Below are 22,240 nucleotides of genomic sequence, written 5' to 3'. Positions count from 1 at the left end.
ACCATTGGTAGTTAGCGCTTACAATATTTAATGTAAAGAAAAAGATAAATTTACTGATGGTGATAATATGAGAAAAAATATTAATTTAAACGATAATTGGAGTTTTCATTTAGGTGAATTGTCTAAGCCTAATACTCTATCTAGAAAGTCATTTGCGTTAGGCAGCTTAACTTCTACATTATCAAGTGAAGCAGGAGAGAATGTTCCAATTGGTATGGGTGGACATCATTTTCTTAAATTGATTGCGCAAGGGGATGAAAATGTTGGTCTACGTAACTTAGCAGGTACACAAATTCTAGATGAGTTGGGCGATGGCTGGGAGAAGGTAGACCTTCCTGATGATTGGAAGAGAAGAACTCCTTATAAAAATAATCCTTCACTAGTAATGAATGGTTCTAAGGAAGATAATGTTGCTTATTATCGTCGAACTTTTACTTTAACTAAAGACGGAGATAAGGAATATATCTTACATTTTGACGGAATTATGCATTCAGCTGATATCTGGATGAATGGAGCATATCTTGGGCATAATGAGAGTGGTTATACTGAGATTGATCTTGATGTTACAGGATTAATTAAATTTGATGACGAAGGATTAAATGTTGTCTTAGTTAGAGTTGATACAACTACTGGTGCTGAGGGATGGTGGTATGAAGGAGCTGGCATCTATAAGAATGTTTGGCTTGAGGAAGTTAGTCCTGTCCATATTGAAAGAGATTCTTTTTATTTTCAGACTTTAGCAATCTCTAATCCAGCGGAGGTTAAGATTAACTTTTCAGTGAAAAATAATTCTGCTGAGAAAGTTAAAGTTGCTCCTACACTAAGGATTAACCAAGATAAGGAAGTCAAGTTCCATGAAGTTCTAGTCCAACCACAAGGTAAGCAACATTTTTCTAAGATTATTACAATTGATAATCCTAAGTTATGGAGTCCAGAAGAACCTAACTTGTACCAAGCTGAGTTAAGTATTGATGGGGATGAACTTAGCCAAAGATTCGGTATTCGCCTAGTTTCATATGATATGGGTGGATTTATTTTAAACAATAAGCCATATCAATTGCATGGAGTTTGTGAGCATCAAGACTTTGCTGGTGTAGGTGTAGCCCTAAATCAAGATATTGTTAATTATAAGATCAAAACTTTGAAAGAGATGGGAATTAATGCCTTACGTAGCTCACATCATTTTGCATCAAAAGAACTACTTAATGCTTGTGATCAGTTAGGAATTATTCTAATGGATGAGAACCGACTACTTGAAGCAACACCATGGCGATTATCAGATTTAGAGAAGATGGTGAAAAAGAGCAGAAGTCACGCAAGCTTAGCCTTTTGGTCAGTAGCAAATGAAGAAATTTCAGGTAATACTGAGTTTGCCAAGCGGTCCGCTAAAAAGGTTACCAGCTTAATTAGGTCACTTCATCCAGGAACGATATTAGTTTCTGCAGAATTGCTTAATCCTGAAGGTGAGGTAAATGACGACTACCTTAAATATTATGATGTCTTGGGTGTAAATTATCCTGAAGCCGGTGTAATGGGCAATGGAGCAGAAATTATTCACAAAAATCATCCCGATTTGCCAATGATGAGTACTGAAAATGCGTCATACTTCTCAACTCGTGGAATTTATAAAGATAATGGTGACTTGGCACAATGCAATAACTTAGGATCAATGTATTCGATGGTACTCCCAGGCAAGAGAAAGCCAGGAGACCCTGGAGTTGGAGGAACTGCCCATCCAGAAACGGTAATGGATTATCTTAACTCACATAGTTATATGGGCGGGGTGTTCTTATGGACTGGATTTGATTATTATGGTGAGCCGTCTCCATTTGGCTGGCCAGCAATCAGTTCACAATTCGGTATCAGCGATTTAGGCGGATTGCCTAAAGATTACTATTACTATTATCAAGCTCATTGGATAGATAAGCCTGTCATTCATTTAGCAACTAGTTGGAATAAAGATGACTTAGAGATTCTTAATGGTAAGGTTAATGTCCGTATCTTCAGTAATATGGACGAAGTTGAATTGCTTATAAATGGTCAAAGCCTAGGAAAACAAAAAGTAGTTGATTGTGAAAGCAATTGGAATGTTAGATATCAATCAGGAGAGCTAGAAGCTAGAGGATTTAAATCAGGTGAATTAGTTGCAACCGATAAAAGGATAACTAGCAATAAAACTAACTCTGTTCAAATCACAGCTCGCTATGTTGGAATCACTACTACTATTTTTGAGCTTAGTGCGCTAGATAAAAATGGTAACTTAGTGCCTGATGCAGTTGATAGAATAAGGATAACCAGTACCAATGGTCACATCATTGGAGTAGGTAATGGTAATCCTGTGGATCATGATATTTCGACAGGTGAAGTTAGCTTATTCTCAGGTAAGGCAGTTGTAATTGTAAAGCATGAAGCTGATAATAGCGCTACTTTACAAGCATCTATAGAAAAATAAAAGAAGATTTACGCAATGTATCGATATGCTTAAATCTATGAAATCGACATATTGCGTCTTTTATTTGATGATAGTGTAAGCGGTTTTATGCAAGTAAGATAATAAATGTAAAAGGATTCCAATTAACAGGATTATTTAGGAGGATAATTATGAGTAAGAAAAAATTGCCATTGGCATTTGGTATCTTAATAATGAATTTACTATTAATGTCATCGGTTATAGGTAATGCAATTGCCGCGATTGCAAAATCATTTCCAAATGAACCAATTTCTAAAGTTCAAATGTTAAGTACTGTGCCACAATTAGGGCAAGTTATTGCTACATTAGGTTTTAGTTGGCTAACATATAAAATATCCAGAAAGAATATTGCTTTGTTAGGTATTCTTTGTGTTGTTGTCGGTGGATTAATACCACTAGTTTATAATAGTAACTTAAATATAATTTTACTTTGCATGATTATCTTAGGCTTAGGTACTGGTACAATTAGCAATGTTGGCCCAGTACTTCTTCAAGAACACTTCGATGGTGATGAACGCGCAACTGCAATGGGCTGGAGTGTCGGATTTAATAATATTGGTATGATGCTCTTCACAGCTTTAGGAGGATTTCTTGGAGCTAATAATTGGCGTAATATGTTCTGGATTTATGGTATTGCTATTATTGTTTTTGCCATTACGTTCTTCTTAGTTCCTAAAGATACTGTAGTTAAAAAAGAAACTAATAGTGCAGGAAAAACCAGTTATTTTGCTACCTTAAAACATGTAAATGGCTTAGCTTACTTGTTCATTTTAATTACATTTTTAACTTCTATTTGTATGATGTCATTTATGGCTAACCAATCTATTGTATTGGCTGGCAAAGGTATGGGAACTGGATATACAAGCTTAGTAGTTACAGTTGGTAATATCGGTGGTATTTTAACTGCCATGTTTATGGGTAAGATTACTAAATTTACTAGATCAAAAACTATTGCATATGGTTTTACTTGCTTTGCATTATCATTTGCTTGTGTATTGTTCTTTAATAATGTGGCAATGCATGTTATTGGAAATATGTTTTCAGGTGCAGGAATCGTGCTAATTAATGCGACTATTCCATTTAGATTATCTAATATTGCTGATAAGTCTGAATTTCCAATTATTATTTCTCTTAATACATTAGTTAGCTCGATTGCAGGTACAATTGCTCCGATTATTTTAGGTGCTTTACATTTATCTGTTGGCAAAAATCAATTTTTAGCAGGTATTGTAATTTCTGTAGTCTTAGCAGTAATTTTGTTTATTGCACCTATTGGTAAAGAAATAAAGAAAGTTAATAGTGCCCAAGATTAGGAAGGGATAAAATGTATACGGAATTTCATCCAGGAAAAGTTTGGCTAGATACTGATGGTAATAGGATTCAAGCACATGGTGGATCCGTAATGTACTTAAACGGTAAATACTATTGGTGTGGAGAAAATAAAGAGAAAACTGACGGAAAAAACGGCATTTGGCATTGGGGAATAAGATGCTATTCTTCTACTGATTTATATAATTGGAAAAGTGAAGGAATTATTATTCCTCCTGATGTAAAGGATGAGAAGTCACCGTTAAATCCTAAGGCATCAATGGATAGACCGCATATTATTTATAATAAAAAAACTAAGAAGTTTGTATGCTGGTTAAAGGTTATGCAAAGTGAATCAGAACAATCTATGACTATCTTAACGGCAGATAATATATTAGGGCCATATACAATAGTTAAGAAATGGTACAAACCTCTTCAAATGAATTCGGGAGACTTTGATCTAGTTGTTGGTTCTGATGGAAAAGCATATATTTATTTTGAAAGATGTCATACAGAAACAATATGTGCGGATTTAACAGAAGATTATTGTGGAGTTACTGGTTATTATTCTACACATTTTCCTTATGGACACCCTCCGTATGTTCGTGAGGCAACAGCTCATTTTCAACGAGATGGTAAACATTATTTAATAACTTCTGGTACTACTGGTTATTTGCCTAATCCTTCAATGGCTGCAGTAGCTGATACTTGGCATGGTCCATATGAAGTATTAGGAAATCCACATGTTGGAGATAAAAGTAATACGTCGTTTCACTCTCAAATTTCATCAATATTCAAGGTACAGAATAAAAAAGACTTATATATAGCTTGTGCAGATCGATGGCTACCAGAAGCAATGGATAAAAAATACGAAATATATGAAGAAATGTTTAATGCCATTTATGAAAATAGAGAATTTGATTTTTCTAAAATGGGAGATCAACCTGTACAAAATACAAGTATTGCAGATTACGTATGGTTACCAATTGAGTTTGACGGTAAAAATGTGAAAATTCATTGGAAAGATGAATGGAATTTAGATGATTTTAAGTAAAAGAGTGGAGCAAAAAAGCTTCGCGCTTTTTTGCTAATTAAAAGGAGATAATTATGAAAATTACAAATATTCAAATCAATCATATGACTGAACCAGTTGGATTTAACTTAAGTGATTTAAGGGTTAATTTTTCAATTAAAGATACTGATGAAATAGATTTGAAAAAGCAGGTTATCATTACTGCTAATGACGAAGTTATTTATGATTCAGGTGAAGTAGAATACGATAACAACTGCTTTGATATATCTGCAAATTTAAAGCCTCGCACTCGCTACAGTGTTGAAGTTAAAGTATCAGGTAAGGATTCGGTTTCCAGCACAACATTCTTTGAAACAGGAAAAATGAATGAAGTTTGGAATGCTAAGTGGATCGCAAATGAGAATAAAGATATTCAAAACACTTTATTTAAGAAAGACTTTGAAACAACTTCTACTATTAAATGCGCTAGATTATATATTACAGCTTTAGGACTATACGAAGCATACCTTAATGGTGAAAAAGTAGGCAATGAATACCTAGCACCAGGTTTAACCGCTTATGATAAGTGGATTCAAGTACAGACTTATGATGTTACAGATTTGCTTAAAGCTAAGAATGAAATTTTGATTTCAACTGGTGATGGTTGGTATAAAGGCAATATAGGCTTTAATGGTGGCCAAGCAAACATTTATGGCGATCAACACATGGCAATTGCAGAAATGCATATTATTTATGAAGATGGTCATGAAGAAGTCGTTAATACTGACAGTTCTTGGGAAACGACAAGCGGTCGCATTACTAAGTCTGCAATTTATTATGGTGAAGATTATGATAGTACTATTGAGATCAAGAATTGGCGGCCAGTAGTTGTACTTGACAAGGATACTTCACTTTTAAAAGATCGCTTGAGCTTACCAATTACTATTCATGAAATATTGAAACCAGTTGAATTAATCCATACTCCTAAAGGAGAGCAAGTTATAGATTTTGGTCAAAACCATGCTGGTTTAATCGAATTCTATAATCGCGAACCTAAAGGAACTAAGATTACCTTACAAGCAGGTGAAATTCTACAAGAGGGCAACTTCTACCGTGATAACCTAAGAGCAGCTAGAGCTGCATTTACATATGTATCAGATGGACAAGAAGGTTGGGTTCGTCAACACTTTACTTACTATGGCTTTCGTTATCTTAAGGTAACTGGTAATACTAAGCCTCTTAGTGTAGATGACTTTAGGGCGCCAGTTTTGTATTCCGATATGCCAGAAACAGGTAAGATTGAGACTGATAACAAGTTGGTTAATCGCTTGCTTGAAAATGTTTTATGGGGTCAAAAATCTAACTTTATTGATGATCCAATTGACTGTCCACAACGTGATGAGCGTTTGCCTTGGACTGGGGATGCCAATGTCTTTTCTAAGACTGCAGCACTTAATATGAATGTATTTGAATTCTTTAAGAAGTATGCTAAGGACATGGCAACTGAGCAAGAAGATCACGATGGTATGCTTACTATGTATGCTCCTAAGATGGGCGTTGATGACGGTGGTGCTGCTGTATGGGGTGATGCTGCAACTTTTATCCCTTGGAATATGTATGAAGCATATGGCGATGCTGCAATTTTGAAGCAAAACTACCAAGATATGAAGTCATGGGTTGATTGGATTACTAAACAAACAAAAGTGCCAAATCTTTGGGTAGGAACTTTCCAATTTGGTGATTGGTTAGCACTTGATGGTGAAGTGCCAGGTCTGCCAACTGGTAAAACTAATGAAGATTATGTTGCTTCAGTTTATTATTATGCTTCAACTAAGATTGTTGCTAAGACTGCTGAGTTATTAGGTAATGAAGCAGATGCAAAAGTTTATGGTGATAAGGCAAAAGTTATTTTAAGGGCAATTCAAGATGAATACATTACTAAGAATGGCCGTGTTGCAATTGATACTCAGACAGCCTATGCACTAGCTTTGCAGTTTAACTTAGTACCAGAAGATAAGAAAGCTAGGGTTGCAGATGATTTAGCGGCTAGATTGCATAAGGATAACGATCACTTGAAGACTGGCTTTGTTGGCACCCCATTTGTTAACCAAGTTCTATCTGAATATGGTCACCATAAATTGGCAACTAAGATCTTTATGCAAGAAGATTTCCCAAGTTGGCTTTATGCAGTTAAGATGGGTGCTACTACTGTTTGGGAGCGTTGGAATTCAGTACAAGAAGATGGTTCAATGAATCCTGAAGGCATGAACTCGCTTAACCACTATAGTATTGGTGCCATTATGGAGTGGGTATATCGTTATGTGCTTGGTATAAGAAGCCATTCTGCTGGTTATCAAAGAATTGACTTTGCACCAGAATTTGATTATCGTTTGAAGCATATTAAGGGCCACTATCAAAGCAGCTACGGCGACTTTAAGGTTGAATATCAAATTGAAGCAGATGAGGAACATACCATTAAACTTAACTTGTCTGTGCCTTATGGGGTAGTAGTTAAAGTACATTTACCAAGAACAGATAAGTTTAATTTAAACGGTGAAGAAGTAGCTAATGGAATTGAACTTGCTGCTGGTGATTATATGATTGAGTATATTCCAAATCATGACTATATCGAACGCTATACCGAGGATACGCCGGTTAAGGTAATTATGAGTGATAGAGAATTAGTTGAGAGAATTGATCAAGTCAGTGATGTATTCAAAATGTTTGAAAACGATCCTAATGGACTACAAGGCCCAATGGGAGGTATGAGCATTGCTAAAATTAATGAAATCAATCCATCAATTAATATTGCTGCTGAAGAATTTGAAAAGATTTATGCAATTTTGACAACTACACCAATTTTAGAAGAAAGAAACTAAAAAATGATTACATCATATAAAAATCCAATTATTCGTGGGATGCACCCAGATCCTAGCCTTGTTAGGGTAAATGATACTTATTACTTGGTAAATAGTACCTTTGAATACTATCCAGGGATGACGGTTTTGAGCAGTAAGGACTTACTTAACTGGAAAACATTAGGTGGGATAGCAGTAACGCCTAAGCAAGCTGATTTAAGAAGTTCGAAGTCTAATGAGGGCATTTTTGCTGTTAATATTCGTTATCATGAAGGATATTTCTATGTAATTACTACTAACTTTGCGGAATTTAAGACTTTTATTATTCGTGGTAAGTTGAGTGATGATGGTGAAACGATTAACTGGGAAGAGAATCGTGTTGAAGTAGATGTTCCAGGAATTGATCCAGATCTATATTTTGAAGATGATAAGACTTATGTTCAATTCACAGGTTATATTGATGATCGAGGCACTAAGGCTATTCGTCAGGTAGAGATAAATCTTGAAACCGGTGAAATCTTAGATGGTCCTAAGATCCTAACCTATGGTACTGGTGGACGCGATGTAGAAGGACCACATATTTTTAAGAAAGATGGCTATTACTACTTGTTGATGGCTGAAGGCGGCACAGGGCAAGGCCATATGATTACTATTATGCGCAGTAAAGACTTGTGGGGACCATATAAGGCTGAGGATGGTATTAACCCTATCTTTACTAATCGTGATCGTGCTGAACAAGGCATTCAGAATGTCGGGCATGCGGACTTGTTCACTGATTCAGAAGGTAATTGGTGGATGGTATGCTTAGGTACGCGCCCTGCTGCCAGTGGCTTTAAGACAATTACTAATTTAGGTCGTGAAACCTTACTTTATCCCGTAGTTTGGCGAAATGGCTGGCCTGTAATTAATGGTGGTGTTCCAACTGAAGAAGTGGATCTGTCTAACTTTCCAGAGCATGCTAAGTCGTTGGATAATTTACAAGAATTGACTAACTTCGTAGATAACTTTTCTGAAGAAAAACTACGTCCAGAATGGTTAACTTTAAGGGACTCATTAAAGAATAACTTATTCATCAAGGATAATAAACTGCATCTGATTGGTAATAATAAGACAGTTAGTGACTTGTCAACTCCAGCATTTGTAGGATTAAGACAAACTGAACATAATGAGAAATTTATCGTAAATGTAGATTATAATTTAAGTAAATTTAATAATGGCGAATTGGGTATTGTATCTTTAATTGATGCAGATAATCATGCAGCAATTATGGTTAAACAAAACGGCAATGAATATGACGTTTACCGCGATCAACAAATTTTTGATGTAGAGATTAATGAAAAAATTGGTCAACTAAAAGCAAAACCTATTGAATTTAAATTAATCAATACTGTTGAAGAGAAAGAATTTATCGTTAAAGATCAAAAAGGAAATGTCATTGGCTTTACAACAGATGCAATTCATTTATCTAATGAAGCAATTGCAGCTTTGAATACTGGTGATTTTCAAGGGTTATATGCTAAAGAAAATGCAGAAATGGTTGTCGAGAATGTAAAGCGTGTTTAAAATAAAGGGAGTCTATTTTAGACTCTTTTTTGTTATTAATTTTTGGAGGTATTTATGCATAAGAGGACAGGCTACATAATTTTAGGAAGAGTTGCATCGTTTATTTCGGTGTTGATGTATGTTTCTTATATTGCTCAGATAATGAGTAATTTAAGTGGACATAAGGGCAATCCAGTTCAGCCATTTGTCGCAGCCATAAATGCTATGCTTTGGGTTATTTATGGCTGGTATGCAGTTAAGAGGGACTGGCCAATTATCATTGCTAATGCACCAGGGGTAGTGCTGGGAATAATTACTGGGATTACTAGTTTTTAATCAATGAAAAATACGTTCATGCTAAAGATAATAACATGAACGCATTTTTAGTTGGTAAAGATTTTATTTATTCAAAAACTTCACAGCTTCCTTAATAGAGTCTTCAGCTTGAGGATAGTAGCCAATAGAATCTAAGAAAGCATGACTCATTCCGTTGTAGAGCACAAAATGTGATTCTACACCGTTTTTATTTAATTTATCTACTAGTGCCTGACCTTGGAAGCGAAGAGGATCAAATTCACCTACAATTACTTCGGTAGCTGGTAATTCTTCATAATATTTTGCATTTAGTGGTGAAAGAAGAGGATTATGTAGATCATGCTGATTGGCATACATCCTTTCTGCTAAATCATCTGTACTAAAAAATTTAATAAATGATTTAATCTGGTCTTCCATCTCCTTAGCTTCGAACTTGTCTGGATTGCATAATTCTTCCTTTTCTTCTTTAACCATCGTAACGTCAGGGTAGTAGAGGACAGTTCTTGTAAGATACTTAGTCCTAAAAATAATGTGATCTAAGATTGCAGTGGCTAAAGTTAAGTTACCACCAGCAGAATCACCTGACATATAGATCTTGTTAGGATCTATCCTCAATTCCTTAGCATGAGTAGTCAGGTATTTAAGTAAGTTGTAACAAGATAGTAGTGCTGATGGATATGGATGCTCTGGAGCCAGAGGATATTCAAGATTATAGACACGATAGGGACCAAAGTCTGCTAGAGCGCGTGCTACATTATCAACTGCAAGAGCGGAGCCACCATAGAATGCACCACCGTGAACATAGATTAGGGCAGGGAGGACCTTATCTTGCAAGTCGCTTCTTACATAAGTTCTAGTAATAAGTGAACCATTTAAGACTTCATTGTCAATAATTAACTCGTGTTTAGCGACATTCTTGTTCTTAGAGCCCATGCCATCACGGAAGTCTTGAATTGAAGGAGTAGCTTTAGGTTTAACATCATGCTTGTCCATATTCTGAAACATAGGATTATGGGCAAACATATTAGTTAATTCATTGCGAGTATCATCTGAAAGCCAGCCGCTTTCATTTTTACCAGGTACATATTTGATAGTAGTATTTCCTTCAGTGTTAGCCTGCAATAATGCTTGTAATTGTTCATCGTAATTCATAATTTTCTCCTTGTATTATAAAAAAGAGCGCAACACATATTGCACTCTTAAAATGTTAAAGTCTAGTAGTAAAGTCACCACAGAATGGGTCTACAGGATTAATCCCTTCGAAGGATTCCTTACCTGTTACCTTGCGCATAACAGCATCAATTGAAGGCTTGTTACCAGTATAGGCATTAATAAATGTTGAAACGTTAGGAATATCATACAAGTGGTATGGATTAGCAGTTGATACGAAGACAGTAGGGATGCTCTTCATGTACCAAGGAGAATCGGCAGCCATCAAGTGAATCCAGTCTAGACGAGTAGTGGTCTGGTTACTTGCAGTTTCGACGTTGGCAACATAGAAAGCTAGGTCAAATTTATCCTTCATATCCTGCACACCTTCTTCAAACATTTCATGGAAGTCTAGGTGCTTTTTATCGAAGATAGTTACTTGAAAACCTTCATCTTCAAGAGCCTTCTTGAAGGCATCAGTTACATGTCCACCTTCTTTGAAACCACCATCATCAGAATCTCCCATGACTACTAACCGAACGCGTGGGTATTTCTTAGGAGTTAATGGTAAGAGCTGATCGCGATCTTTAACCAAGGTTACTGCCTTCTTAGCAACTTCTTGGGCTAACTTTTGGTGTTCATCAGAATGTAGGTCAATAACATCTGGGACTTCCATAGTTGCTTCTTCTTTGGTATTCATGATACCCTGAGCAAGCTTAGTAGCAAGAATGCGAGTTACAGCTTCGTCAACACGGTCCATTGATAGCTTGCCGTCTGCAATAGCTTCGTGAATGAACTTATAGTCTTCATCAATATTCTTATTAAATAAAATCATATCAATGCCAGCATTAATAGTTGCAGGTAATAATTCTTTTCTAGGTAATGCCGCATTATAACCAATCATTGGCGTAGCGTCAGTTATAGCTAAGCCATTGAAGTTGAGTACCTTTCTTAAGAGACCATCAATTAATAGTTTAGAGCTTGAAGCTGGACGCAAATCCTTATCCTCAATACCAGGCTGCAGGCGGCGTTCCCATGCAGGCTGCATAATGTGGGCAATCATGACTGAAGGTACACCGTTTTCAATTAAGTGGTGGTAGATTTGTCCATAAGTGTTCATCCATTCGTCAGCTGGAAGTGAGTTAACGGAACTTACTAGGTGTTGGTCACGATCATCGACTCCATCACCAGGGAAGTGCTTGATAACAGGAATAATATGATTCTCTTCTAACCCTTTTATTTGGGCATCAGACATCTTAATAACTCGATCCTTATCACTACCGAAGGTACGGGTATTCATGATTGGATTTCTAAAATTGTTATCGATGTCCACAATCGGTGCAAATGACATATTATTACCAACTTGTGAAGCCTCTTGTCCTGATACATTACCTAATTCGTAAGCACTGTGTGGATCATCAGTAGCAGCCATTTGTAGAGGATTGCCGAACCAGGTACCTTCTGAGACAATACCATTACCACCTGATTCTAAGTTTGCAGCGAAAAACATTGGAATTTTAGCAGTGCTTTGAGCAAGGCCAATTTCACGCTTAATTTTTTCAGCTTTATCGGGGCGGTACATCATACCACCAGGTTGGTATTTTTTGATAAATTCTTTAATATCAACAGTGTCTTCATCTTGACCAATTACGAAGAACAATTGACCAACTTTTTCGTCGATAGACATAGTTTTGAGTTTATTTTTAATATAATTTATTTGTTCTTTGTTTAAGTAATATGGTTTTGCAGTTAAATCAACCATAATAAACCTCCATAATCTTCACTTTAGTTAACGCTTACATTTTATAGTAAAGTTTGATAAGATACTATTGTTAAATTTAATAAAATATATGTCGATTTCACATATTAGCTAATAATTTATATATAGAATAGATAATAGCTATTGAGAATAATGTGAGGTATAAAATGAACACAGAGATATTAGAATTGCTGCAACAAAATAATAGAACTCAGAGTTGGGATGAGGTTAGAGAACGATTTAAACCAATGATTGCTAAAGAGGTTAATGGCGAACCAGTGTATGAATTTTTCGAAGCTTTAAAAGATAAGTCTTTAAAGAGAAATGGACAGTTAATTTCAATTTCTACACAGCCAATTAATTCATTTGTTCCATATCATATACATAATTATGTCGAAATCATGGTTGTACTATTAGGTCATTGTATTGTCCGTACTCCAACTGAAGAGATTCCCATGAAGCAGGATGAAATAATTATTATGGGGAATAAGACAATCCATAAGGTAGAGCCAATATCTAATGGTACTATTGTTATTAATATTGCAATGAAGAAGGCAGCATTTTCCTTAAATGATCTCGATTTCTTAACTCATAGCCCCAATGCTAAGTCAGTTTCATCATTAATGTTCTCGTTATTGTCTAGTACTAATTCTCATGGTGCATTTAATTTGTTTCATACCAAACACGATCCTCATGTCGTAAATACTATTTATGATATTATTTCTGAATATTATCGCCCAGATAGCCAAAGCAATCAGATTATACGCTTAGAGATATTAGAGCTCTTGGTTCGATTAGTCAGGGGAGCGGGTAAGAATCCTGTTTTGCAGGTGCAAAAATCTGCACAAAATGTTAATGAAATTGATACTTTGACCCTGTTACTATATATTGAAAAGAATTTTAGGACGGCTAATTTAGATCAAATGGCTAAGCATTTTGGGTTTAATCCCAATTATTTATCATCATATTTAAAGAAAAAAACAGGTTATACCTTCATCAAATTAGTCCATATTCAAAGAATAAATACCGCAGCCGAGTATCTGGCTTTTACTAATGCGCCCATTGATAAGATCTCTTTGGAGGTAGGATATGAGAATCCATCATATTTTTATAAAGTATTTAAAAAATTTATCGGTTGTTCGCCAGCAGAATATCGTAAGCAAGCAATTAAAGGATAGTTTTGATAATTAATCTAGGAAATCGACATAATTGTTATTTCTTTTAAGCATAGTAGGTGTAAATAGCAAGCCTTAGAATAAATTTAAGTAAAGATGTTGAAAGGAATTTTAATATGCTTAAAGGATTGCTTTTTGATTTAGATGGTGTGTTAACCAATTCGGCTAAATTTCATCTGACTGCTTGGAATAATTTGGCTAAAGAATTAGGGATAAAGTTAAATCAGAGCCAGCTTGATAGCTTGCGTGGTATTTCAAGAATGGATTCTTTGAATTTAATTTTGAAATATGGGGACCAGAGCGATAAATATAGCTTAGAAGAAAAAGAAAAACTTGCAGCAGAAAAAAATGCTAAGTTCGTAGAACAAGTTGAAACTATGACACCTAAGGATATTCTGCCGGGTATTCCTGAATTATTAGCAGCTGCCAAACGGCATAATTTAAAGATCGTCATTGCCTCAGCTTCTAAGAATGCCCCTAAGATCTTAAGACGATTGGGCATTATTGATGAATTTGATGGGATTGTTGATCCAGCTACACTCAAACATGGTAAGCCTGATCCAGAAATTTATATCAAAGCACAAAAAATCGCTGGATTGAAGGCTAATGAAGTAATTAGCCTTGAAGATGCAAAGGCTGGTGTAGAAGCTATTAAGGCTGCAGGACAGTTTGCAGTAGGAATTGGCAACCAAGAGTTGCTTAAGGAAGCTGACTATATTGTGCCTGATACTAGCCAATTGAATTTAGATGAGATTGAAGCAGAATTTAATAAGAGATAGGTTGTGCTAAATGCACTCCAATGTTTAATAGACGAAAAGACGATCTTAGCTTGTGCTAAGGTCGTCTTTGTTTATGATTATATTCTTGAAAGACCGGAGTAGATTACTTAGTCTGTTCAATCATTTCTTGAAGCTCATCTTTAGTGAAGTCGTCACCATAGCTTTGGGTTAACAGTAGTAAAATCTTTTCATCTGTTAATTCAAAGTTTTTTCGATAAGATTCAATCATCTTTGCTATATCTTCACGTCTAATATCTTCTCTCATTAAAGCAATCTGATTCATAATCTCGCCCCATTCCAGTTTACTCGTGTATTCTTCAATAACATTGTTGATAAAAGGCGACTTGCTAGCCGCCTTAATAATTTTATTTAGTCTGTTCAATCATCTCTTGAAGCTCATCTTTAGTGAAGTCATCACCATATCTTTTAGTCAATAATGATAATATCTTGTTATCATCAAGATTGAAATCTTCACGATAAGATTCAATCATCTTTACTACGGCTTCTTGTCTAATGGCTTCTCTCATCAAAGCAATCTGATTCATAATCTCGCCCCATTCTGGTTTTCTCGTGTATTCTTTAATGTCGTCATTTAGTTGGATGATATACTTACTTGGCTTCTTGACTGTCTGACCATTTAAATAATCTAAGAACTCTGACATCTGCGGCGTTATGTTGCTTCTGTCCTTGCCCTTGGCATTAAAGAATAACAAATGTCCTACATTCTCTATAGTTAAATTATGATTTTTTTGTTCAGTAAAGTCAAATCTATAAGCCGCCCGATCCTCATCAAAAGGATCAAACATACAAAAGAAAATCACATATGATGCTTTAACTTGGTCATAATCTTCTCCGGGCTTAGGTATATTTAACTGCCGTAAATAATACCAGGCCCTCCTAGTTAAAAAATCAACCGGCAAGTTCTGCATCTCAATATCATAGACACGTTCTTGCTTATCCTTAGCATAGACATCTAATCTCGATGTCTTTTCAAATAAGTTTAGGTCAATCGGCTTTTGTGGTGAAATGTCAACAATCTCTTGAATGTCTAATTCTGGTAGTGCCATTTGCAAGAGGTGTAGGCAATTTTCCTTCTTACTCATCACATAACCAAAGATTGGATCAAGTGTTAGATCTTGCTTAAAGTCACCGGCTAGATAACTTCTTCTTAGCATTTGATACGTCCTTTCGTAATTTATTGGAAGGAGATAAATTTATCCTCCATCATAACTTACGCAAAAAACGGTAAAATGTTTTTTTGAAATTAGTTACCCAAAGCTTTGAAGATGGTAAATTTAACTTAAAGAGTAATAAACATGAATATAAAGATGTCATTACTCTGCATGATCAAGCAAATGATGGCGATACCTATGACTTTTCACCGTTAAGAGGTGATCGCGAAGTTAAACTTGATTGGAATGGCGAGATTAAGGCTTATGCTGCTAATGATAATCAAAAGCTTGTGTTGAAGGGTGAATGGGTTCTTCCTTATGATCTTGAAGACAGAAACAATGATTCGGGTAGAACTAAGAAGGTTCAATATATTCTTGAATTATCATTAAATTCTTCCAGCAAAGCTGTATCAGGTAAGTTGACAGTTGAAAATACGGTGCTTTCTCATCGTCTGCGCTTAGCACTTAATACTGGTATTGAATCTAAATTTGTTCATGCACAAATTCAAGGCGGATTTAGGAATACTGAAAACTTACCAATTAATGATAACTGGAACGATGAATTCGTTGAAAAGCCAGTTAATATTTATATTTTTGATAAGTCAGTAGGTATTCAAGATAATGAAAGGGGGCTTTATTTCTTAGCCAAAGGTGAAAAGGAATATGAAAAAATTGGCAATAGCGTGTTTATTACTTTAATGGCAACAACCGGTGAATTAGGCAAGCCTAACCTTATTTGGAGACCTGGACGTGCATCAGGTGATACAACTTCAGTTGGGCATACTATGACGCCGACACCAATGGCTCAAGAATTAGGCAAAAATGTTTTTGAGTTTGGTTTAGAAGCATTTGATAGCAAGGATTTAAATGATGCTAATATTGCTCATTCTGTTTATGAATGGCTTAGTCCATCGGTTTCATATCAAATGCAAAAGTATAATTTATTTGTAAATCGCTTAGACAATAAAATTTGGGATATTGAATTTCCTGATAATCTACCAGAGATTACAGAAAATGAAAGTTGGCTGAATCTTGACTTGCCTTGTGAAGTATCAGCCATATATCCTGCATATTCTGTAAAAGATCATTATGTCTTAAGATTATCTAACATGTCTGATAAAGATGTTGCTGTAGATCAATTAAAAGATCAAGGCTACATTCAAACTAATGCCTTAGAAGATAATATTGAGCAATCCTTTATAATAGAACCATATAGCATGGCAACTTTTATTAAGCAAATTGATTAAATAATTTGAGCAGTTAACTCGAATGACTGGTCTGAATATAAATATTTATTATGGCGCTTGGTCCGAATACTTAAAATAGAAAAAGACTGACAAAGAGCTAGTAAAAAATCGATAAATTAATAAAAGACTATAAGAGCTGATCTTAACGTGCAAGCTAAGCATCCTCGATAATTTCTAAAGGGGATGCTTTTAGTATGCAGTCGAAAGTGTGAGTAACTCGTTTTCTTGATTAATTTGACTAGTAATTTCTCGTTGTAAATATTGAGCTAGCTTTTTAACCTCAAGTCGTGATTCTTGATTAGTCATGATGGCATTGTCTAAGTGCAGGGTATCATCAGGTAAAGCCATTAAGTTATAGTTGTTTTTGCCAGCAATTTTTTCAGCAACATAATTGCTAACTAGAGTCATTGCAGTATGTCCTAAGGACTTGGCCATTAAGCATGCATGACTAACAGTATCAACTTTGATAGTATTTTTTACTTGAATGCCTACTTCAGTAAATCGATTAAGGATATAATTTTGAATGCCATCAGAATTTTCGGGAGCTACAAAGCTAGCATCTTTTAGGCTTTCTAAATATTCAGATTTGAAAGGCAAAATTAATTTACTTGAATCATAAACTTCACAACTATTGGATATAAATGTGAAAACCTGATTTTGAGGAATTTTTTTGGTAATTACTTGTTCATCTATGTATCGTCGACCAATTGCAATGTCAAAACTATGATCTTGAATTGCTTTTAAACTGTTAGTTATTGGATAAGCATTAATTTCAAAAGCTATATTTGAATTTTCCAATATGTATGGTGTCATTAAATCTAGAACTAAATCATACAGAAATGGATTAGTTACTAGTATTTTAATTGACATAGTAGTAATTTGATTTTTTAGAGCGTGTTCTAAGTCATCTTCAGTCTTTAAAATTACTTGGAGGTGTTGTAAAACAATTAGACCAGAATTAGTTAGCGAAATAGGTGTAGTATTTCTTTTAATTAGAGTTACGCCATATTCTTTTTCGGCATTTTTAAGTACTTTTGACAAATAAGGTTGGCTAAAATAAAGCTTTTCTGCAATTTCAGATATGGTTTTAGAGTATTGCGTTGCTTGTAAGATTTGATATAGTATTCTTTTACTCATGATTATTCCTTTTTAGTTATAATTACTAGCTCAATAGTTATTAGATTAAGCGCTTACTAACTATTATAATATCATTTAGAAAGATGATTATAAATAGGAGGTTATAACCTTGGTAAATCGAGTTACAAAAGTTATCGGAACTGAAAAGCCGATCATTCAAGCTTCAATGTTTTATTTAACAGATGCAAAATTAGTTGCTGCAGTTTCAAATGCGGGTGGTTTAGGTATCATTGGTATGTCTGCAGGCATAGATCATTATGAAGCTAATATTGAAAAGAGTTTAGCTTTTACTAAGCAAGAAATTGAAAAGACAAAGAAGCTAACCAATAAGCCATTTGGGTTAACAATTAGTCCAATGCCAATTAAGAAAAAGACAGTAGATACTAGTTCAGGAGCTAGTCAGAACAGCGATAAAACAACTGATATAAAGGATTTAGGTAAAGCTATTTTATCAGCAGATAAAAATAGTAATGAAGAACTCGGTTTAGATGCAGATCTATTAACCAATGGTCTTTTAAATTTAGCTAAAGAAGAGAATATTAAGGTTGTAATGTGGAGTGGAATTTTTATCCCTGGTTGGGTAGAGCGCTTCCATGATGCTGGAATAAAAGTCTTATTTAGACCAATGGATCCAGAGCCAACTGTAATAAAAAACGCTATTAAAGGCGGTGTTGATGCAATTATCGCGACCGGCTTTGACGAAGGTGGTACAGTTCCTAGCAAGACAGTAGGGACGTTCTCTGCAATTCCAATGGCAGTTGATGCTACTGAAGATAAGGTGCCTGTAATTGCCGCAGGTGGTATTACTGATGAAAGAACCGCTAAGGCTGCTTTTGCACTTGGAGCTGAAGGAATTTATGCTGGGACAGCGTTTTTGGCATCTAAAGAAGCACCAATGGCTCAGAATATTAAAGAAAGAATGTTAACTACAAATGCGGAAGAAATGTTAATGTTTAGAGCACCTAATAGTTTCTATCGTTCACTTTCAGGTGAATTACCAGATAAATTAGTTGAAATGGATAAAGCAGGAGCTACAGCTAATGAAATCTGGGATGCAGCTGGTGGCTATGACGACTTGCGTCAAGGTATGTTATTCGGCAAGCTAGATAAAGGTATTGCTTCATTTGGCTTAGGTATCTCTATGATTCATGAAATTGAACCAGTAGAAGTAATCGTAAATAGACTTTATGCTGGTATACCTGAGGATGCAAGATAATAGATAAAGCAATAAAAGAGTTGATACAATCCTACCTCCCAAATATATAAATTTATCCACGGGGGGGTAGGATTTTTTTATGTTCAGAAAGTTAGACAATTAAAAAAATATAGTAAATGATCTGAAAGTCACTTACTATACAACATTTATACCTTAATTTAAGTTTTTATTTTCCTAAAAGCCAGTCAAGAACATACTTAACCTGAATGCCATCAATAACGCCTTCATCATTAGCATTAAGAGACAGTACTGTTTTTGGGTAGCCATCTGGAATAAATCGTAGATTATCAGTTTCACGATTGCTACCAACGGGTAATTGCAAAGTTACTTGATAGTACTCAATTTTTTCGCCTTTGCGTGCGATAAAATTTATTTCTTTATTATCATAATTTCCCACATCAACTTGATATCCACGTCGCAATAACTCAATATAAACAATATTTTCTAAAGTATGCCCTAAATTATCGTGAGAAGAACGATTAAGTTGAATATTGCGTAAAGTATTATCGACTACATAATACTTTCCTAAAGTTTGTAACCACTTTTTACCACGAAGATCATATCTGCGAGCCTTATAGAATATAAATGCTTGTTCTAAAAGATTCATATATGAAATAACAGTATCTGTACTAATTTTAAAGCCGCTAGATTTTAAATTATTGGCTATCTTGTTTGCTGAAACGGAGTTTCCAACTTCGCTCATCATATATTCTGCAAGCACAGTAATTGCTCGTTCATTCTTGACAGTGGAACGTAGTGCTACATCGCGATACATAATTGTATTAAAAATATCGTGCAATACAGTGTTACGAAACTCCTCACTTGGCGCTAGGATTGAATTAGGAAAGCCACCAACTTGAAGATATTGTTCGAATAGTTCATTTTCTTGGAAGTATTGACCATTTTTATAATTAAAAAACTCCGCAAATGAAATTGGATAAATAGTCAGCTGAACATATCTACCAGATAATAGTGTTGCCAATTCTCCTGAAAGTAAATGTGAATTAGAACCAGTAACATAAATATCTGAATCAAAGTCAATCCGAAAACTATTAATGGCTTTTTCCCATTCATTAACGTATTGAATTTCATCAAAAAATAAATAATTTTTCTGATCGTCTAATTTTCTGACACTTACATAATCGTATAAATCTTGTGCCGTATGAATTTTAGAATATTGCATACTTTCAAAATTAATATGAATAATTTGGTCATCTTTTACACCAGACTTCTTAAGTTCATCAATAAACATATTCATTAGATATGTTTTTCCTGAGCGTCGAACTCCTGTAATCACTTTAATAAATTCAGAATCCTTAAACTCATTAAAAAATTTCATGTAACTAGGTCTTTGTATCATTTTATTACTCCATCATGGATATTTTACTTAAATTTTATCTAATATATTCTATAAAATCAAAAAAATATATTTTTTATCGACTATAATAGATAAAAAATATTAAAACGAATAGTTTATCGATTAAAGACGATATTTTTACATAAAGTAATATAAATGCAACCTTAGTCAAGTAAATAGCTGACGTATATACAGAATGATATAATGCAGTGTTTGTGTGAAAAGCAAATTGAGAACATCAATAAAGCTGTAATTGAAAAGGGAGTATTGGAATACTTGATGATGGAAATTAAGCAGGATAGTTGCCGCACCACAGTAAACATTGTTGATAAAAAAGGCGACTTTTCAGCCGCCTTAATAATTTTATTTGGTCTGTTCAATCATCTCTTGAAGTTGATCTTTAGTGAAGTCATCACCATATCTTTTAGTCAATAATGATAATATCTTGTTATCATCAAGATTAAAATCTTCACGGCATAATTCAATCATTTTTGATACAGCCTCACGTCTATCATCTTCTTGAATATTCTCTCTCATTAAAGCAATCTGATTCATAATCTCGCCCCATTCCGATTTACTCGTGTATTCTTTAATGTCGTCATTTAGTTGAATGATATACTTACTTGGCTTCTTAGATACTTGACCATTTAAATAATCTAAGAATTCCGCCATTTGCGGTGTTATATTGTTTCTATCCTTGCCCTTTGCATTAAAGAATAACAAATGTCCTACATTCTCTATAGTTAAATTATGATTTCTTTGTTCAGTAAAGTCAAATCTGTAAGCTGCTCTATCCTCATTAAAGGGATCAAACATACAAAAGAAGATCACATATGATGCCTTAACGTGGTCATAATTTTCTCCGGGCTTAGGTATATTTAACTGCCGTAGATAATACCAAGCCCTCCTAGTCAAAAAATCAACCGGCAAGTTCTGCATCTCAATATCATAAACTCGCTCTTGCTTATCCTTAGCATAGACATCTAGTCTTGATGTCTTTTCAAATAAGTTCAGGTCAATCGGCTTTTGCGGTGAGATGTCAACGATCTCTTGAATGTCTAATTCTGGTAGTGCCATTTGCAAGAGATGCAAGCAATTTTCTTTCTTGCTCATCACATAACCAAAGATTGGATCAAGTGTCAGATCTTGTTTAAAGTCACCGGCTAGATAACTTCTTCTTAGCATTTGATACGTCCTTTCGTAATTTATTGGAAGGAGGTAGATTTATCCTCCATCATAAATTACGCAAAAAACGGCAAATATTTTTAAATTAGTTAAATTATTGAATAGAACAATTTACTTGCTTTGGTCAAGTGATTACTATAAAAAGAAGAAACGCATAGACATAGAAATTATTGGAAAAATAATTAACTGTAGTTCACAAGTTGGAGTAGTGGGTTCATATGGATCAGTAATTTATAGTGGGTCGAAATTCGCTGTACGTGGTATAACTCAGTCGGTAGCAAAAGAATTAGCATCACAAGGAATAACAGTAAATTGTTACGCCCCTGGTCAAGTAGATACACCATTACTAAGAAGTATCGCACATAAATTAGGGAAGCAAGCAGGTAAAGATGATGAATTTGGTATAAAAATCTGTTCTGAAGGCATAGCATTAAATAGATTGTCTAAACCAGAAGATGTGGCAAATGGCGTTGCTTTTTTAGCAAGTAGCGATTCAGACTACATGACTGGTCAAACTTTAGAGATTGATGGGGGGGGAATGCAATTCCATTAATCAATA

The 22,240-nt window shown here is 34.8% G+C and carries 17 protein-coding genes and 1 pseudogene; 11 read left to right on the top strand and 7 right to left on the bottom strand.

The annotated features are described in order from the left end of the window. Positions 1–67 precede the first annotated feature (67 nt). The 6 genes from J2Z60_RS07100 (at position 68) to J2Z60_RS07075 (ending at position 9,526) form a co-directional block, all read left to right on the top strand. On the top strand, positions 68–2,452 hold the full coding sequence (locus tag J2Z60_RS07100; protein ID WP_209686998.1) for a glycoside hydrolase family 2 TIM barrel-domain containing protein: 2,385 nt from the start codon (positions 68–70) through the stop codon (positions 2,450–2,452). A 149-nt stretch (positions 2,453–2,601) separates the two neighbouring features. Continuing rightward, positions 2,602–3,783, top strand: coding sequence for an MFS transporter (locus J2Z60_RS07095; RefSeq protein ID WP_209686997.1), 1,182 nt, complete (start codon positions 2,602–2,604; stop codon positions 3,781–3,783). An 11-nt stretch (positions 3,784–3,794) separates the two neighbouring features. Continuing rightward, entirely contained in the window at positions 3,795–4,832 is a 1,038-nt protein-coding gene (locus J2Z60_RS07090; RefSeq protein WP_209686996.1) for a family 43 glycosylhydrolase, read from the top strand. A gap of 53 nt (positions 4,833–4,885) precedes the next feature. Then, positions 4,886–7,669, top strand: coding sequence for an alpha-L-rhamnosidase (locus tag J2Z60_RS07085; RefSeq protein ID WP_209686995.1), 2,784 nt, complete (start codon positions 4,886–4,888; stop codon positions 7,667–7,669). Between the two features lie 3 nt (positions 7,670–7,672). Further along, positions 7,673–9,211: a glycoside hydrolase family 43 protein gene (locus tag J2Z60_RS07080; RefSeq protein WP_209686994.1), complete on the top strand. Its 1,539-nt coding sequence runs from the start codon at positions 7,673–7,675 to the stop codon at positions 9,209–9,211. Positions 9,212–9,265: 54 nt separating this feature from the next. Then, positions 9,266–9,526, top strand: a complete 261-nt coding sequence (locus J2Z60_RS07075) for a SemiSWEET family transporter (protein ID WP_209686993.1) — start codon at positions 9,266–9,268, stop codon at positions 9,524–9,526. A gap of 63 nt (positions 9,527–9,589) precedes the next feature. Here the strand turns inward: J2Z60_RS07075 and J2Z60_RS07070 are convergent, their stop codons facing one another. Beyond that, positions 9,590–10,657, bottom strand: coding sequence for an alpha/beta hydrolase (locus tag J2Z60_RS07070; protein WP_209686992.1), 1,068 nt, complete (start codon positions 10,655–10,657; stop codon positions 9,590–9,592). 55 nt (positions 10,658–10,712) lie between these two features. After that, positions 10,713–12,416: a glycoside hydrolase family 3 protein gene (locus tag J2Z60_RS07065; protein WP_209686991.1), complete on the bottom strand. Its 1,704-nt coding sequence runs from the start codon at positions 12,414–12,416 to the stop codon at positions 10,713–10,715. A gap of 164 nt (positions 12,417–12,580) precedes the next feature. On the opposite strand from J2Z60_RS07065, the gene J2Z60_RS07060 reads away from it, so the two are divergent. Then, entirely contained in the window at positions 12,581–13,591 is a 1,011-nt protein-coding gene (locus tag J2Z60_RS07060; RefSeq protein ID WP_209686990.1) for an AraC family transcriptional regulator, read from the top strand. Between the two features lie 113 nt (positions 13,592–13,704). Then, on the top strand, positions 13,705–14,367 hold the full coding sequence (gene pgmB / locus J2Z60_RS07055; protein ID WP_209686989.1) for a beta-phosphoglucomutase: 663 nt from the start codon (positions 13,705–13,707) through the stop codon (positions 14,365–14,367). 103 nt (positions 14,368–14,470) lie between these two features. Here pgmB and J2Z60_RS07050 read toward each other — a convergent pair whose 3' ends face one another. Both J2Z60_RS07050 and J2Z60_RS07045 read right to left on the bottom strand, forming a co-directional pair. Next, positions 14,471–14,749 (bottom strand): hypothetical protein, encoded by a 279-nt coding sequence (locus tag J2Z60_RS07050; protein ID WP_209686988.1) that lies wholly within the window; start codon positions 14,747–14,749, stop codon positions 14,471–14,473. Next, on the bottom strand, positions 14,733–15,542 hold the full coding sequence (locus J2Z60_RS07045) for an Rpn family recombination-promoting nuclease/putative transposase (protein WP_209686987.1): 810 nt from the start codon (positions 15,540–15,542) through the stop codon (positions 14,733–14,735). Before J2Z60_RS07045 ends, J2Z60_RS07050 begins: the two co-directional genes overlap by 17 nt. A gap of 83 nt (positions 15,543–15,625) precedes the next feature. Here J2Z60_RS07045 and J2Z60_RS07040 point away from each other — a divergent pair, with 83 nt between their 5' ends. After that, a complete protein-coding gene (locus J2Z60_RS07040; protein ID WP_209686986.1) occupies positions 15,626–16,786 on the top strand; it encodes a glycoside hydrolase family 38 C-terminal domain-containing protein in 1,161 nt (386 codons plus the stop codon). Between the two features lie 189 nt (positions 16,787–16,975). Here J2Z60_RS07040 and J2Z60_RS07035 read toward each other — a convergent pair whose 3' ends face one another. After that, complete coding sequence (locus J2Z60_RS07035) at positions 16,976–17,923, bottom strand: LysR family transcriptional regulator (protein ID WP_209686985.1); 948 nt, start codon at positions 17,921–17,923, stop codon at positions 16,976–16,978. Positions 17,924–18,032: 109 nt separating this feature from the next. Here J2Z60_RS07035 and J2Z60_RS07030 point away from each other — a divergent pair, with 109 nt between their 5' ends. Continuing rightward, on the top strand, positions 18,033–19,139 hold the full coding sequence (locus J2Z60_RS07030) for an NAD(P)H-dependent flavin oxidoreductase (protein WP_209686984.1): 1,107 nt from the start codon (positions 18,033–18,035) through the stop codon (positions 19,137–19,139). 166 nt (positions 19,140–19,305) lie between these two features. Here the strand turns inward: J2Z60_RS07030 and J2Z60_RS07025 are convergent, their stop codons facing one another. Then, the gene (locus J2Z60_RS07025; protein ID WP_209686983.1) at positions 19,306–20,499 is read right to left on the bottom strand and encodes an ATP-binding protein; all 1,194 of its coding nucleotides are present in this window, start codon (positions 20,497–20,499) and stop codon (positions 19,306–19,308) included. A gap of 360 nt (positions 20,500–20,859) precedes the next feature. Then, positions 20,860–21,681 carry an Rpn family recombination-promoting nuclease/putative transposase gene (locus J2Z60_RS07020; protein WP_209686982.1) on the bottom strand — a complete coding sequence of 274 codons (822 nt, stop codon included), beginning with the start codon at positions 21,679–21,681 and terminating at the stop codon, positions 20,860–20,862. A 172-nt stretch (positions 21,682–21,853) separates the two neighbouring features. Between J2Z60_RS07020 and J2Z60_RS07015 the strand changes: the two are divergent. Continuing rightward, a pseudogene (locus J2Z60_RS07015) lies at positions 21,854–22,234 on the top strand (SDR family oxidoreductase); the annotation flags it as partial. Positions 22,235–22,240: the final 6 nt, after the last annotated feature.

The organism is Lactobacillus colini (assembly GCF_017874575.1).
Taxonomy (GTDB): domain Bacteria; phylum Bacillota; class Bacilli; order Lactobacillales; family Lactobacillaceae; genus Lactobacillus; species Lactobacillus colini.
The sequence above is the reverse complement of the archived record's forward strand: the minus strand, read 5'-3'. Positions and strand labels throughout refer to the sequence as shown.